The sequence below is a fragment of the Microbacterium wangyouchuni genome (assembly GCF_051546305.1).
Classification (GTDB): Bacteria; Actinomycetota; Actinomycetes; order Actinomycetales; family Microbacteriaceae; genus Microbacterium.
The window spans coordinates 408851-423178 of the sequence record NZ_JBPTMA010000001.1; the positions used below are offsets into that span (position 1 = coordinate 408851).

13 protein-coding genes are annotated in these 14328 nt (G+C 65.7%); 6 read left to right on the forward strand and 7 right to left on the reverse strand.

The window, feature by feature from the left end; all coding sequences use genetic code 11:
- Positions 1-27 precede the first annotated feature (27 nt).
- Complete coding sequence (locus ACSS7Z_RS02005; protein WP_438252760.1) at positions 28-954, forward strand: serine hydrolase; 927 nt, start codon at positions 28-30, stop codon at positions 952-954.
- A gap of 207 nt (positions 955-1161) precedes the next feature.
- Here the strand turns inward: ACSS7Z_RS02005 and ACSS7Z_RS02010 are convergent, their stop codons facing one another.
- Positions 1162-2358: a cobalamin-independent methionine synthase II family protein gene (locus tag ACSS7Z_RS02010; protein ID WP_438252761.1), complete on the reverse strand. Its 1197-nt coding sequence runs from the start codon at positions 2356-2358 to the stop codon at positions 1162-1164.
- Between the two features lie 60 nt (positions 2359-2418).
- The gene (locus tag ACSS7Z_RS02015) at positions 2419-2892 is read right to left on the reverse strand and encodes a MarR family winged helix-turn-helix transcriptional regulator (RefSeq protein WP_438252762.1); all 474 of its coding nucleotides are present in this window, start codon (positions 2890-2892) and stop codon (positions 2419-2421) included.
- 75 nt (positions 2893-2967) lie between these two features.
- Here ACSS7Z_RS02015 and ACSS7Z_RS02020 point away from each other — a divergent pair, with 75 nt between their 5' ends.
- Positions 2968-3354, forward strand: a complete 387-nt coding sequence (locus ACSS7Z_RS02020; RefSeq protein ID WP_438252763.1) for a hypothetical protein — start codon at positions 2968-2970, stop codon at positions 3352-3354.
- A 26-nt stretch (positions 3355-3380) separates the two neighbouring features.
- Here ACSS7Z_RS02020 and ACSS7Z_RS02025 read toward each other — a convergent pair whose 3' ends face one another.
- Both ACSS7Z_RS02025 and ACSS7Z_RS02030 read right to left on the reverse strand, forming a co-directional pair.
- Entirely contained in the window at positions 3381-4823 is a 1443-nt protein-coding gene (locus ACSS7Z_RS02025) for an MFS transporter (protein ID WP_438252764.1), read from the reverse strand.
- A 57-nt stretch (positions 4824-4880) separates the two neighbouring features.
- A complete protein-coding gene (locus tag ACSS7Z_RS02030; RefSeq protein ID WP_438252765.1) occupies positions 4881-5918 on the reverse strand; it encodes a LacI family DNA-binding transcriptional regulator in 1038 nt (345 codons plus the stop codon).
- A 218-nt stretch (positions 5919-6136) separates the two neighbouring features.
- On the opposite strand from ACSS7Z_RS02030, the gene ACSS7Z_RS02035 reads away from it, so the two are divergent.
- Entirely contained in the window at positions 6137-7906 is a 1770-nt protein-coding gene (locus ACSS7Z_RS02035) for a glycoside hydrolase family 35 protein (protein WP_438252766.1), read from the forward strand.
- A gap of 66 nt (positions 7907-7972) precedes the next feature.
- Here the strand turns inward: ACSS7Z_RS02035 and ACSS7Z_RS02040 are convergent, their stop codons facing one another.
- The 3 genes from ACSS7Z_RS02040 to ACSS7Z_RS02050 form a co-directional block, all read right to left on the reverse strand.
- Entirely contained in the window at positions 7973-8887 is a 915-nt protein-coding gene (locus tag ACSS7Z_RS02040) for a carbohydrate ABC transporter permease (RefSeq protein WP_438252767.1), read from the reverse strand.
- A 1-nt stretch (position 8888) separates the two neighbouring features.
- Positions 8889-9833, reverse strand: a complete 945-nt coding sequence (locus ACSS7Z_RS02045; protein ID WP_438252768.1) for a carbohydrate ABC transporter permease — start codon at positions 9831-9833, stop codon at positions 8889-8891.
- A 94-nt stretch (positions 9834-9927) separates the two neighbouring features.
- A complete protein-coding gene (locus ACSS7Z_RS02050; protein ID WP_438252769.1) occupies positions 9928-11250 on the reverse strand; it encodes an ABC transporter substrate-binding protein in 1323 nt (440 codons plus the stop codon).
- A 224-nt stretch (positions 11251-11474) separates the two neighbouring features.
- On the opposite strand from ACSS7Z_RS02050, the gene ACSS7Z_RS02055 reads away from it, so the two are divergent.
- From ACSS7Z_RS02055 to ACSS7Z_RS02065, 3 genes are all read left to right on the forward strand, one after another.
- On the forward strand, positions 11475-12170 hold the full coding sequence (locus tag ACSS7Z_RS02055) for a GNAT family N-acetyltransferase (protein ID WP_438252770.1): 696 nt from the start codon (positions 11475-11477) through the stop codon (positions 12168-12170).
- Positions 12171-12192: 22 nt separating this feature from the next.
- Positions 12193-12819 (forward strand): hypothetical protein, encoded by a 627-nt coding sequence (locus ACSS7Z_RS02060; RefSeq protein ID WP_438252771.1) that lies wholly within the window; start codon positions 12193-12195, stop codon positions 12817-12819.
- Positions 12820-12914: 95 nt separating this feature from the next.
- Positions 12915-14300, forward strand: coding sequence for a glycine--tRNA ligase (locus tag ACSS7Z_RS02065; protein WP_438252772.1), 1386 nt, complete (start codon positions 12915-12917; stop codon positions 14298-14300).
- Positions 14301-14328: the final 28 nt, after the last annotated feature.

A 14328-nucleotide genomic window follows, 5' to 3' on the forward strand; every position in this document is an offset into this window, starting at 1 on the left:
AAGTGATCGTCCTGGGAAGGACTACGCGTGGGCACTCCCCCCGAGCCCGTTGAAGAGACATCGCCGCCAACGCTGCGCCGATCTCGTGGCACCACCCGGCGTTTGCCGCGCCGTGCGGCGATCGGCAAGCGCACGTTCACGTCCACGATGCGCGCTCTCGAGCAGTTAGCGGATGCCGGAGCTCGGGTCTCCGTGCATGTCAGCGACCTCGACAATGGTGGCGAAGTGCTCGCCGGAGATGACCACGTGACGCTGCCGATGGGTGGGGTCGGTGTCGTCCCGCTGCTGATCGAGGTCGCCGCGGGATTCGAATCGGGAGCACTCGATCCGCTGGAGATCATTGATCGGAACTCGGTTGAGGCGGTGGCAGGTTCCGGACTGTGGCGAAACCTTCGAGCACCGGCGCTGCCGCTCTCCGACCTGGCCGTGCTGGCCGCCGCTACGGGGGACCCGCTCGCGGCGAACATCCTGCTGCGCCGGGTCGGGCATCACCGCGTGCTCGCACGCCTGGATTCGCTCGGCCTGGAGCGCACCACCGTGCTCGATCAGTTCCGAGACGAACGCGGCCCGGATGACGCGCCGCATGTCGCAGTCGGCACGACGCGGGAGTTGGCCGCGCTCTTCTCAGCCCTGGTGAACGCTCAGGCGGTCGATGCCGCGGTCAGTTCGCAGGTCGCCGAGTGGTTGAGTCTGAACCACGACCTCACTTTGATCGCCGCGTCGACGGGCCTGGACCCCTTCGCGCATGAGCACGACCGGCACGGGCTGCTGTTCATCAACAAGACCGGCCGCGAGAGCGGAGTCAGGGCCGAGGCCGGGGTACTGGCCGGGCCTCGCGCCGGCATCGCCTACGCCATGATCGTTTGCTTCGACGACCTCTCCATCGCCCACCGGCTGCGCGCGCACGATGCGTTCCGGATTCTGGGGTTGGAGCTCATGGAGTACACCCACTGAGCTGGCCCCCGTGAGGCCCGGTTTCGGTCCCGTTCGGCCCGTTTCCGCCCGCTTTCAGTACAGATGCAGACTGATCGTACGGATGCAGGGGATTCCTCGGCGTTTCGCCCTGCATCCGTGCTTCGGCCCTGCAGGTGTGCCGGGCCGAAGCGCGCCGAACCGAAGCGCGCCGAACCGAAGCGCGCGGGCCCGGGCGCAGGGCCGCTGTCAGACGCGCACGCGCCGGGCGCCCTCGCCGAGCGATTCCAGCTTCGCCCAGGCGATGTCGGCGTGCACGCGTCCGCCCAGCCCGCAGTCGGTCGAGGCGATGACGCGCTCGGGGCCGACGATCTGTGCGAATCGTTCGATGCGCTGGGCGACGAGGTCAGGGTGCTCCACGACATTGGTGGCGTGGCTGACGATGCCCGGGACCAGGACGAGATCGTCCGGCAGGGCAGCATCCCGCCATGCGGTCCACTCGTGTTCATGTCTCACGTTCGCGGCCTCGAATGAGACCGATCCGACATTCGCCTTGAGGATCGCCGGCAGAATCTTGCCGACCGCGACGTCGGTGACGTGCGGACCGTGCCACGAGCCCCAACACAGGTGCAGGCGCAGCAGCTCCTTCGGCAGTCCTTCGATCGCGTAGTTGAGCGCCTCGATGCTCTTCGCGGTGAACGCGAGGTAGTCCTCGATGCTGGGCTCGGGATTGATCTGGTCCCAGTTCTCAGCGAGCGAGGGGTCGTCGAGTTGAACGATGAGTCCAGCGTCGGTGATCGCTTTGTACTCCTCGCGCAGAGCCTCGGCCCACGCCCACAGGTGCGCATCATGGTCGGAGTAGTGCTCATTCCACACCCGCGCGGCAGAGCCCGGTGCGATGGAGGTCAGAAAGCCCTGTTCGCCCTCAGCGAGTGACGCCTTCAGGTGGCGGATGTCGGCGGCGACAGCATCCTGTCCGCGATAGGCGAGCGGGCCGGTGGTGGTCGGGAACTCGGTTGCCGGCTTGCCCGCGAAGGCACCCGAATGCGGGTCACTGTAGACAGCGGGGAACAGGTGGCGGTCGCGACGGTCGGCGAAGCTGGTCAGCTTGATACTGCCGGGGGTGGATACCGCGGTGGGCTGCGTGAACAGGTTGTTCGCGGTGAGGGAGAGGCCACTCACGCGCTGGAACGAGTAGCTCCACCATGCTCCGTAATCGACAGCGTTCGACATCGCCTTACCGAACTCGCCGTCGCCGATCTGGGTGATGCCGGCGGCACGCTGACGCGCGACGACATCGGTCACGGCATCCGAGACCAGAGCTTCGAACTCGGGTGTGGACTCGAGAGTGAAACCATCCTCGGCCACGGTGCGGGCGGCATTCGCGGCGATAAGGGCTTCGGTGCGGGGCAGGCTTCCGGCGGTGGTGGTGGCGATCGTGCTCATGTTCGTGATGCTATCCAGCACCACCGGCACCGACCGATTCGCATGACGAACCGTGACAGGTCAGAACGGTCCGAACCGACGCTGCGGGTCGAGTGCTTCGACGACGGGCTCGAGCGCATCTGCCAGTGCGGTCAGCGCGTCGGGATCGAGGCGATCGAGCACGAGCTCGTGCACCGTTTCGAAGTGTTTAGGCGTCGCGAGCACCAGCTGTCGGCGTCCCCGCTTCGTGATCGTCAGCTGCACCGCACGTCGGTCTTCGGGGTTCTCCTCGCGCCCGACCAGCCCGCGGCGCTGCAATCTGCTGACGACTTTCGATGCGCGGGGGAGCGTCGCATTCGTCGCGGCGGCCAGATCGCTCAACCGCATCGCTCCGCTGCGCTGCAGTGCGCTGAGCAGGATGAACTCGTAATGCGTGAGGTCGGCATCGCGCTGAAGCTGGGCATCGAGAGCTGCGGGCAGCAGTTCAGCCGTGGAGATGAGCGCGAGCCAGGCGCGGGACTGCTGCGCGGTCATGCGGGTGAGGGGGACGGACATGGATCCATTCTGTCCGGAATAGTTGCCCAGGCAAGCACGCCGGCGCGGTGCGCGCGGCATGCGTACGATCGACGGATGGACGATTGGACACCGCACCGCCGCGACGATGGCGAGCTGCTCGGCTGGATCCACCCCGAAGGCGACGACTGGGTCGCCGTCGACGTGCTCGGCCGCCCCGTCTCGGGGGCCATAGAGTGGCTGGACGCCGAGGCCGCCTTGGAAGCGCACGGCCTTGCCTGGCTCGCTGATCCGTGGATGCTGGAGGGGGAGGCCGAACGCCCGCTCCGTGTGCGCATGGTCGAGGTCACCCCGGACGGTGATGGTACGCCTGGCCGTATTGTCGTGAAGATCGATGACTACGGTGACATGTCCGGGTATGCGCAGCAGCACGTATTGCCGTGGCCGTTGCCGGACCGGCTACGGCCATCGCGGGCTGGCGACCCGGACGGCTTCACCTTCTGATCGGCGGCGTCCGAGCCAGTGGTCGGTCAGCTCGGCAGCGACGGTCGCGGTTCGATCGAGCGGTTCTTCGGGATGAGCAGCGACAGCACCAGGGCGATGATCCCGGCGACGATCGCGAGCCAGAAGCAGACATCGAAGGCTTCCCGCGTGGGGATCGCGACACCGTCGACCTCGACGCTCATCGCTGCCAGCACCCCGCCCATGACAGCGGAGGCGCTGGAGGTGCCGACCGAGCGGAACAGGGCGTTGAGGCCGTTCGAGGCTCCCGTCTCACTAGCCGGCACCGAACGCATGATGATCATCGGCATGGCAGCGAAGGTGAACCCGATGCCGACGCCGATGATCGCATTGGCGATGAGGATGTGCATCCACTCGCTCGACCAGACCAGCACGAATACGTACGCGATGACGATCGCGGCCGCGCCGGCGGTGAACAGCGGTCGCGGTCCGATCGTCCGCTCGAGCCAGCCGGACAGCGGTGAGATCACCATCATGACCAGGCCTGCGGGCATGATGATGAACGCGGCGGTGACCATGTCGAGCCCGAAGCCTGAGCCCGTCTCCACCGGCAGCTCGAGCATCTGCGGGAACGTGACGTTGGACGAGAAGAGCGCGAAGCCCATCCCGATCGCGGCGATGTTCGTCAAGAGCACAGCGGGACGAGCGGCAACCCGCAGATCCAGCAGTGGGTCCTTCGTTCGTAGCTGATACCAGCCCCACAGCACGAGGACGGCGACACCGCCGATGACGAGGCTCAGCCCGACGGGTGAGGTCCAGCCCCACTCGGCCCCGCGCGATACATACAGCAGCAGGCCCGTGAGGCCTGCGGCAAGGCCCAGGGCGCCGAGAACATCCAGGCGTCCGGGCGCGAGCAGAACGTCCTCGGGGACGAAGAAGAAGATCAGCACCAGCCCGATCACACCGAGCCCGGCCGCGAGCCAGAACAGCGAGTGCCAGTCGGCATTGAGTGCCAAGTAGGCGGCCAGGGGCATCCCGAGTGCACCACCGACACCCATCGTCGCGCTCATCAGCGCGACGGCGGTGCCCAGATGATTCATGGGCAGGATGTCGCGCATGATGGCGATGCCCAACGGAATGACACCGGTGACAGCGCCCTGCAGCGCGCGGCCGATGATGACGCCGACGATCGACGTCGACAGAGCCGCGATCACGGAGCCGATGATCAGCAGTACCAGCAGGACGAACACGACGCGGCGCTTGCCATACATGTCGCCGAGACGCCCGGAGATCGGCGTGGCGATGGCGGCGACGAGCAGGGTGATCGTGACGACCCAGGTGGTGTCTTCGCGTGATGCGTTCAGCAGATGCGGCAGCTCGGCCTGCAGCGGCACGACGAGCGTGAACATGAACGCCGAAACCAGGCCGGCGAAAGCGAGCGCGGCAACCGTCAGAGCGCGATTCGGGGAGCGGGAGAGTCGCTTTCTCGCTCGCTCATCACCGTCTCGCATCATCTCAGGCTATCGGTGTCCGAAGCGGCGGCGGTCCGTGGCGCTGCAATCAGCTGATCAGTCCTGGCGCAGATTCGGTGGAGCGGTGGATGCGCGCAGGATGAGGGTCGGCTCCACGCGCGGCACTTCCCCCTGGGGCTCGGTGCCTTCGATCTCGGCGATGACACGGCGGGCCGCTGCCGCGCCCACCTCCTCGAAAGGCTGGCGCACCGTGGTGAGGGCGGGGGCCGCATAAGCGGCCAGCGCGATGTCGTCGACGCTCACAATCGAGACGTCCTCTGGTACGCGGCGTCCGGCCTCGTGGAGTGCGCGGATGACACCGAATGCCATCTCATCGCTGCTGACGAACACCGCGGTCGCGCCCGGGATCGCCGCGATCGTGCGTCCGGCGCGGTAGCCGGATTCGCTGGTCCAGTCCGCGGGGATCACGGGCGGGGGCTCGATGCCGTGGCTGCGCAGCACCTGCTCCCACGTCTCGCGGCGCTGGACGCTTTCGGTCCAGTACTCGTCGCCGGAGATGTGCCAGACGGTTTCATGACCGAGTTCCAGCAGATGCTCGACGGCCAGCCGGGCGACCTCGGTCTGATCGACGGCGAACGCGGCGTCTTCTTCGGGGGAGACGCGCACGTTGTGGGTCGATGGGGTGCGCTGTGTTCGCGCTCGCATTCCGGCATGATCGAGCGACACCGGAACGCCGAGGATGATGCCTTCTGCTCCCTGGCGCTCGAGGCGATCGAAGGCCGCGAGAATCTCTTCGATGGGGGCGTGATCCGACACGGATGCTGTGCTGACGGTGAAGTCGTTCTCGGCTGCGACGCGCTCGATCCCGACGCCGAGGGCGGCTGTGGAGTAGCGGTTCGTGCTCAGCACGATCACGCCGAGGACGCGGGTGCGGCCGGATGCGAGTGAGGCGGCTGCCGCATGTACGCGGTAGCCGAGTTCCTCCACGGCATTGAGAACTTTTCGTGCCGTGTCAGGGCGAACATTGCTCTGTCCCGACATGACGCGTGAAACGGTCTGCGCGGAGACGCCGGCGACACGGGCGACATCGTTCTGATTGGGAGCGCGATCAGCGGGATCCCGGCGGGGTGACATGCCCTCCATGCTAGTGATCGCGGGGCTCGAAGGCGAGGCGTTCCTTGGTCATTAGTGCAATAATGTGAACGCAAACAGTTTTTGTCATGCCAGACTGCGCAGTGACGCCTCTCGGGACGGAAGAGCTCTCCAGGTGTGTCGCGCGCAGCCTCGTGCGACAGGCATCCGTCCCCGCTTCGGAGAAATTCCGGATTGGGATAGTCACGCAGGAGTCCCTGATGAATCAAGCATTCTCGCCTTCCCCGGGTCTGAACCCGGCGATCGTCTGGCGGGACGGGCAGCTCTTCCGCAACGGACAGCCGCACCGCATCCTCTCCGGCGCAATGCACTACTTCCGCATCCACCCGGACCAGTGGGAAGACCGCCTCCGTCGACTCGCCGCTATGGGCGCAAACACTGTGGACACTTACGTGGCCTGGAACTTCCACGAGCGCGTCGAGGGCGACATCCGCTTCGACGGCTGGCGCGATCTGGAATCCTTCATCCGTCTGGCGGGAGACGTGGGCCTCGACGTCTTCCTGCGTCCGAGCCCGTACATCTGCGCGGAGTGGTCAAACGGTGGCCTGCCGTTCTGGCTCACCGGGCGCACCTCGGCGATCCGAACCAGCGACTCCGCGTACATCGCCGCAGTCGACCGCTGGTACGACGAACTGATCCCGCGGATGGTCCCTCTGCAGGCGGCCCACGGTGGACCGATCGTCGCGGTGCAGATCGAAAACGAGTACGGCTCGTTCGGCAGTGACAGTGAGTACATCCGCCAGCAGCGCGATGCGCTGACCTCGCGCGGCATCGTCGAGATGCTCACCACCGCCGATGGCACGCAGCGTGACATGGTTACGCACGGAGCTACCGAGGGTGCGATGACCACATTCACCTTCGGCACCGGCGTCGCCGAGGCTGAAGCCCTCCTTCCCGCCGGCCACTCACTGATGTGCAGTGAGCTGTGGGGTGGATGGTTCGATCACTGGGGCGAGCAGCATCACGTGCGTTCGGCCGACAGCATGATGAGCACAGTCGACGAGCTGCTTGCAGCCGGGGGCTCGGTCAGCATGTACATGGCGCACGGGGGCACAAACTTCGGTTTGTGGGCTGGCGCGAACTACGACCGCGTCGTGCAGCCGACGATCACGAGCTACGACTCGGATGCTCCGATCGGCGAAGACGGATCGACCAACGCGAAGTTCGACGCGCTGCGCGCCGCCTTCGCGCCGTTCCACGACGAGGAACTGCCTGCCGTTCCCGCGCCGAACCCGGTGCAGCCGGCACAGGCCGTCGCGCTGACGGCGGCCATCGGCCTGCGCGCGATGCTCGAGACTCTGCCCGCAGTCGGCGGGGCCTCCCCGATGCCGCAGACGTTCGAGCAGCTGGGCGTCGAGGACGGCATCGTCGTCTACCAGGCGCAGATCGACATCCCCGCGGACAGCAAGATCGACATCGACGGCCTGCGAGACCGTGCTGTCGTCTTCATCGATGACGAGCGGATCGGCGTCATGGAGCACGACGGTGAGCACGTGCTCACGGTTCCTGGCGGCGCGCGTCGCGGCATCCTGACGATCCTCGTCGAGAGCCTGGGACGCATCAACTACGGTCCTCTCACGGGCGAGCACAAGGGCATCCTGCGCGGCGTTCGCGTCAACGGTCGCCGGTACATCCACGGCTGGACGCACCGCGCGCTTCCGCTCGAGGTGCCGACGGCGACCGGAACCCCAGACATGGCTGGCGTCGCGACCGCGACCGTCGAGGTCGAGGCCCCGGCCGACTCCTGGCTCGCCTTCCCCGGCGGAGTCAAGGGCATGGTGTGGCTGAACGGCTTCCTGCTCGGCCGCTACTGGTCGCGAGGTCCTCAGCTCACGCTGTACGCACCCGCTCCGCTGTGGAAGGCCGGCGCGAACGAGATCGTCGTGCTCGACACGGATGCGCTCCCGACCGCCGTCGAGCTGCGCGAGACGCCGGAGTACGGCCCTGTCGAGGAATTCATCGGTTCCTGACCGGACACACATAAAGAGGGGGAAGACGCCAGCACGGCATCTTCCCCCTCTTCTGTGTTCTGGCGATCAGCCCTTGACCGCACCGGCGGCCAGGCCCGAGCGCCAGTAGCGCTGCAGGCTGAAGAACAGGATGATCAGCGGGATGACGCCGAGCAATGCGCCCAGCATGACCGCGCCCTTCTCCGGAGCGAAGTAGCTCATCATGCCGTACAGCCCCAGAGTCACCGGCTTCAACTCGGCGCTGGAGATCATCATCAACGGCAGTAGGAAGTTGTTCCAGGTGGCTACGAAGATGAACAGGAAGATCGTGACCATCGCGGGCGACAGCAGGCGCAACACGATGGTGAAGAAGATCCGGGCCTCGCTCGCGCCGTCGATGCGCGCAGCCTCGAGCAACTCGGTCGGCACCGAGGACTCGGCGTAGACCATGCCGAGGAATACCCCGAACGGTGAGACGGCCGAGGGGATGATGATCGCCCACATGGTGTTCGTCAGGCCCAGGGCATGGAACTCCATGTACAGCGGCACGGTCAGCAGCGCGACGGGCAGCAGCAGACCCGCCATGATGACGGTGACAGCGATCTTCTTACCCGGGAAGACGAACTTGGCGATCGCATAACCGGCCATGATCGCAAACAGGGTGCCGATGACACCGGCCAGGGTCGAGTACAGGATGGAGTTTCCCACCCAGCGCCAGAACAGGTCCTGCGTCCAGCTCATGAGGCTGGCGTAGTTGGTGTCGAGGTTCCAGTTCGCGAACCAGAATCCGAACGTGTTCGTCAGGTCGGCGTTGCTCTTGGTAGATGCGACGAAAACCCAGTAGACCGGCATCAGGAAGTACACCAGGGCGAAGACGAGCGCGATGATGCCGAAGGTCTTGGCGACCGGGCCCGGAGCGATTGAACGCGGCGGCATGTCGCCGGACGTCGCCTTCAGCGGCTTGCGCTTGACCGGTGCGGTGATCAGAGAAGTAGTGCTCATATCAGTTCGCCTTCTTACGCTGCGCGAAGGAGTACACGACGGCGAGTGCGCCGGCGATGACTGCCATCAGCAGGGAGTATGCGGATGCGGGACCGCTGCCTGACGGCGAAATCTCGCCCATCATCGAGTTGTAGGTCAGCATCATGGGGGTGTAATCCAGGCCCATCCAGGAGTTCGCGCCCTCCATGATCATCGGCTCGTTGAAGAGCTGGATCGTGCCGATGATGGAAAGCAGGACGGCGAGCAACGCGGCGCCGCGCACCATAGGGACCTTGATCTTCATGGCGATCTGGAACCCGTTGGCGCCGTCGAGGCGGGCGGCTTCGTACAGCTCGCGCGGGATCGACTGGAGGGCTGCGAGGAAGATCAGCATGTTGTAACCGGTGAACGTCCACGTCGTCATGTTCGCCATCGACGCGAGGATCGTGCCCGGGGCCATGAAGTTCGTTCCCTCGGGCAGGAACTGCATGAACGGCGACACCTCGGGGGTGTACATGTACAGCCAGATCATGGCGGCGATGACGCCCGGGATCGCAAAGGGGAGGAAGAAGGCGAGGCGGAAGAACGCCGGGCGCCGCACGATGAATGAATCCAGCAGCAGCGCCAGCGCGAGGGCGACGATGATCATCACCGGGATCTGGAATGCGGCGTACAGGACGACGCGCCCCATGCCTGCCCAGAATGCGCCGTTGGTGGCAGCCGCGGCCAGGTTGTCGAACCCGACGAACGTGTCGACCAGCTCGCCGCCACCGAACAGGCCACCACCGGAGGGAACCTGCGAGAAGAACGCCGAGCGCACCGAGATGATGATCGGAATGAGGAAGACCACGGTGAACAAGATGGCGAACGGGGCCATGAACAGCCAGCCGTTGCGCGCCTCCTGCCGAGCGCGGAAGCCCTTTCTCGTAAGCGGCCGTTGGCCGATGGTCTCAGCGGTAGTGGTCACGGCGTGATCTCACCTTTCGGAAGAAATAGGTCCGGCGGAGGACACACTATCGTCGTGTCCTCCGCCGGAACTGGCTGCTCAGAGAGCGGGGGAGTTACTCGGCGACTGGCAGACCGAGGTCTGTCAGAGCCTTGACCGCGGTCTGCTGCGCGGTGGTGAAGATGTCCGCGACCTGCGCGTCGCCGGCGACGACGGCGGCTGCCGTCTCGTTCATGGCGGCGAGGGTGGAGAATCCGGGAGCGTAGGGGAAGTCCGGGTTCATGTTCGCGGTGGCCGTGGCAAGCTCAGCGAGTACGTCCTGGTCGCCGAACTGGCGCAGCATCTTCTCGCTGGTCTCGGGCGTGCCCTCGGCCGCGACGACGAGACCCTGCGAGGAGAGGTCGTCGATCTGCGTGTTGAACCAGTTGTTGTACTCCATGGCCTCGGCCGGGTACTCGCAGCCCTTCAGGACTGCAACGCCGGATCCGCCGTCGGGGCCGGTCATGGCGCCGGCGCCAAAGTCGGGCAGCTGGGCGATGCGCCACTGGCCTTCGGCCGGGGTGCCATCGAGCGAGTCGAGCAGGAAGCCTGCCTCCCACGCTGCGCCGATGTGGCCAATCAGGCTGCCGTCGTTGAGCGCGATCGTGAAGGGCTCGCCCCAGCGGTCGGCCTTGAGGGTCTGGTTGGTGTCGAGCAGGTTCTGCCAGAAAGCGGCGACCGTCTGCGAGCCTTCGCCCTCAGCGTTGACGACCCACTCGTCGCCCTCGGTCGAGAACCAGGTGTCGCCGGCGGCAGCGGACTGCGCGGCGAGCCAGTGCGTGGCCTCGTCCGGCGAGAAAGCGGTGAGGTACTTGCCAGCGGCAGCTGCCGTGACCGAGTCAGCGGTGAGCTCTTCGATGTTTGCGGGAGCATCGAGGCCGAGAGCCTCGAACTCTGCCGCGTTGTAGAAGTAGACCAGCGGGCCGACATCCTGGGGCAGGCCCACGACGACGTCGCCGACGCGCATGCCGGCGTATGCTCCGCCGGAGAAGTTGTCTGCGTACTTCTCCGCCTCGGCGGTGACGTCTTCGAGAAGACCCTTCACGTAGAGCTGAGGAGCCTCGGAGTAACCGACCTGCGCGAGGCACGGGGCGTTGCCGGCCTTCACATCGGTTTCCAGCTTGAGGATCATGTCGGTCGCGGCACCATCGAACTTGGTCGTCTTGACCTGGATATCGGGGTGCTCTTCGTTCCAGCGCTCGGTGATCTCAGCGACGGTAGCCATGTCAGCGCCGTTGTCGAGGCGGTGCATGTACTCGATCGTGATCGATTCGCCTTCGGCGGTGTTGCCACCGGAGCCGTTACCGGTGTCGGCCGAGCTGCACGCAGCGAGCCCGAATGCCGACATCGCGCCGACGGCGACGACGGCGGCCGTGCGTGTGATTCGTGTGGTTGCCATGAGGTGTTCTCCTCTTTGAGGGTCATGTGACTGACGGTCGAGACGGATGCTGTGACACAAGCGCCGTGGAACCATTAAACCTCGAAATGTTTGCGTTCACAAGCGAGGATTGCCGTGCTGTGACTGGACTGTAATCCAAAGATGTCGTGCGCTGACATTGCTGCCGCGGCGCCGGGATGAGCAGTTCGGGGTCTGTATTGGGTTTTGCGGGGCAGACTGGAGGCGTGCGAACCATACGTGATCTAGACACCGTTGAGCTCATCATTGAGGCGCAGTCCCTGCTGGATGCCATCCGCGGGCCGGAGCGCGTGATCGATGCGGGAACCCTCCGTGCGCTGGAGCAGTCCGGAAACTACGTCGTCGGATTCTTCGACGACGAATCCGGCGTGGAGCGCATGGTCGGAGCATCCATCGCCTTCTTCGGCGTTCCCGGCCAGCGCACGATGCACTCGCACATCACCGCGCTGCTGCCCGACTATCGCGGCCGCGGGTGGGGGCGTGAGCTCAAGGAACACCAGCGGCAGTGGGCGTTCTCGCGTGACGTCGGCAGAGTTACCTGGACGTTCGATCCGCTCGTTGCGCGCAACGCTCACTTCTTCCTCACGGTGCTCGGCGCACGGGTGACGGGATATTCCGTGAACAACTACGGCATCTTCGGCGGCGGCGACGCCGGCGACGAAAGTGACCGTCTGGACGTCGAGTGGATGCTGGCCGACATCGCCAAGCGGCCCGCCGATGACACCATCGCTGCGACGCTGGAGATTCCCTCGGACGTCGAGACGATGCGCGCATCAGATCCGGATGCCGCCCACGAATGGCGTCTGCGCCTGCGCGGGGAGATGGAGGAGCTGCTCGGACGCGGACTTACCCTCTCCGGCTTCGACGCCGAGCGCGGGTACCTGTTCACCGATCCGTCCTGACGGCTTCTGCTTATATGGACGGATGACATCTGACGCGGAGTCCATGCAGCATCCAGCTGACACCGACTGGCATCGTTGGGCGCCGATCGGGCAGACGCTCGACACGAGCGGTGTACCGGGCAGCGGTCCCGCACCGAGCATCGCGGCGTTCGAACTGCTGGAGCTTGCGCCGATGCTGGTTCCCGAGAATCCGCGCCATGGCGAACTCGACCCCTCGCAGTGCCATCACTGCCGACCGTCCGAGTACACGATCTGGCAGGACGATGAGTGGCAGGTCGGCGGAGGCATGCAAGGGCCTACCGGGCTGCCGTTCGTCGGCGCGATCTCGCCGCGGCGGCACGTGACGCTCGAGGATGCCCCGCTCGAGGTGCTCGCCGGACTCGGACCTGTCCTGCGGCGGGTATCCGAGGCTACCAAGGCGATTCCCGCCGTGGCACGCTGCCACTTCTCGCGTTGGAACGACGGCTCGGCGCACCTGCACCTGTGGGCGTATGCGCGTCCGGCCGGCATGATGCAGGGACGAGGGGCGATCCTGCCCTACTGGGAGCAGAGCATGCCGGCGATGCCACAGCAGATGATGAATCAGTACCTTGCCATCGTCGCGAACGCGCTCGCTGCTGGCGGTGGAGAGGCTTTCCCGAACCGCTGAACACCCGGGGCTGATCGTCAGCGACAGCGCGGATAGGATTGAATCGCCCGTATTCACGGGCGCAACCCCCGCCGCATCCGACCATTGGAGCCACCGTGGCCGAACAGTCCCGTCTTGACAAGGTCATTAGCCTCGCCCGCCACCGCGGGTTCGTCTTCCAAGCGGGTGAGATCTACGGCGGCTCCCGTTCGGCTTGGGACTACGGTCCTCTCGGAACCGAACTGAAGGAGAACATCCGCCGCCAGTGGTGGCAGACCTTCGTTCGCGGCCGCGGCGACATGGTGGGCCTGGACTCCTCGATCATCCTCCCGAAGCGCGTCTGGGAAGCCTCCGGGCACGTCGCCACTTTCAGCGACCCGCTCGTGGAGTGCCTGCAGTGCCACAAGCGTCACCGCGAGGATCACCTGCTCGAGGCGTTCGAAGCCAAGAAGGGCCGCCAGCCCGAGAACGGGATGGCCGACATCGCGTGCCCCGATTGCGGCACGCGCGGCAAGTGGACCGAACCGCGGTCGTTCTCCGGTCTGGTCAAGACCTACCTCGGCGTCGTCGATGACGAATCGGGCCTCTATTACCTGCGCCCCGAGACCGCACAGGGCATCTTCGTGAACTTCGCGAACGTGCTCACCGCCAGCCGGAAGAAGCCCCCGTTCGGCATCGGCCAGGTCGGCAAGGCATTCCGTAACGAGATCACGCCCGGAAACTTCATCTTCCGCACGCGCGAGTTTGAGCAGATGGAGATCGAGTTCTTCGTCCCGCCAGCTGACGCGCAGGAGTGGTTCGAGCACTGGGTCGAGGCGTGCTGGGCATGGTTCGTCGACCTCGGAATCGATCCGACCAACATGCGTCGTTTCGATGTTCCCGACGATGAGCGTGCGCACTACTCGGCTGGCACCATCGACTTCGAGTACCGGTTCAACTTCCCCGGCTCCGAGTGGGGCGAGCTCATGGGCGTCGCCAACCGCACCGACTTCGACCTCAGCAGTCATTCCGAGGCATCCGGTCAGAGCCTGTCCTACTTCGATCAGGCATCCGGTGAGCGCTACACGCCGTACGTGATCGAGCCCTCGTTCGGTCTGACGCGCTCGATGATGGCGTTCCTCGTCGACAGCTATGTCGAAGAAGAGGTGCCCAATGCCAAGGGCGGCACCGACACCCGCACGGTGCTCAAGCTCGACCCGCGCCTGGCTCCGGTCAAGGTGGCCGTTCTCCCGCTGTCGCGCAACGAGAAGCTTTCGCCGCTCGCACGCGAGGTGGCCGATTCTTTGCGCGGCCGTTGGGCGATCGACTTCGACGACGCCGGCGCCATCGGCCGCCGCTACCGTCGTCAGGACGAGATCGGCACCCCGTTCTGCGTCACCGTCGACTTCGATTCGCTCGACGACAACGCCGTCACGGTCCGTGACCGCGACACGATGTCGCAGGAGCGCGTTCCGGTTGCCGAGCTGAACGATTACCTCGCCGAGCGGCTGAAGGGCGCCTGACCTCGACAGCATCGTGGGACGATGGCGG

Coding starts and splice junctions, on each gene's coding strand:
- ACSS7Z_RS02010 (WP_438252761.1), bottom strand. CDS start 2,358: ATGAGCACGATCGCCACCACCACCGCCGGAAGCCTGCCCCGCACCGAA.
- ACSS7Z_RS02050 (WP_438252769.1), bottom strand. CDS start 11,250: ATGGCAACCACACGAATCACACGCACGGCCGCCGTCGTCGCCGTCGGC.
- ACSS7Z_RS02040 (WP_438252767.1), bottom strand. CDS start 8,887: ATGAGCACTACTTCTCTGATCACCGCACCGGTCAAGCGCAAGCCGCTG.
- ACSS7Z_RS02030 (WP_438252765.1), bottom strand. CDS start 5,918: ATGTCACCCCGCCGGGATCCCGCTGATCGCGCTCCCAATCAGAACGAT.
- ACSS7Z_RS02025 (WP_438252764.1), bottom strand. CDS start 4,823: ATGCGAGACGGTGATGAGCGAGCGAGAAAGCGACTCTCCCGCTCCCCG.
- ACSS7Z_RS02060 (WP_438252771.1), top strand. CDS start 12,193: ATGACATCTGACGCGGAGTCCATGCAGCATCCAGCTGACACCGACTGG.
- ACSS7Z_RS02015 (WP_438252762.1), bottom strand. CDS start 2,892: ATGTCCGTCCCCCTCACCCGCATGACCGCGCAGCAGTCCCGCGCCTGG.
- ACSS7Z_RS02035 (WP_438252766.1), top strand. CDS start 6,137: ATGAATCAAGCATTCTCGCCTTCCCCGGGTCTGAACCCGGCGATCGTC.
- ACSS7Z_RS02020 (WP_438252763.1), top strand. CDS start 2,968: ATGGACGATTGGACACCGCACCGCCGCGACGATGGCGAGCTGCTCGGC.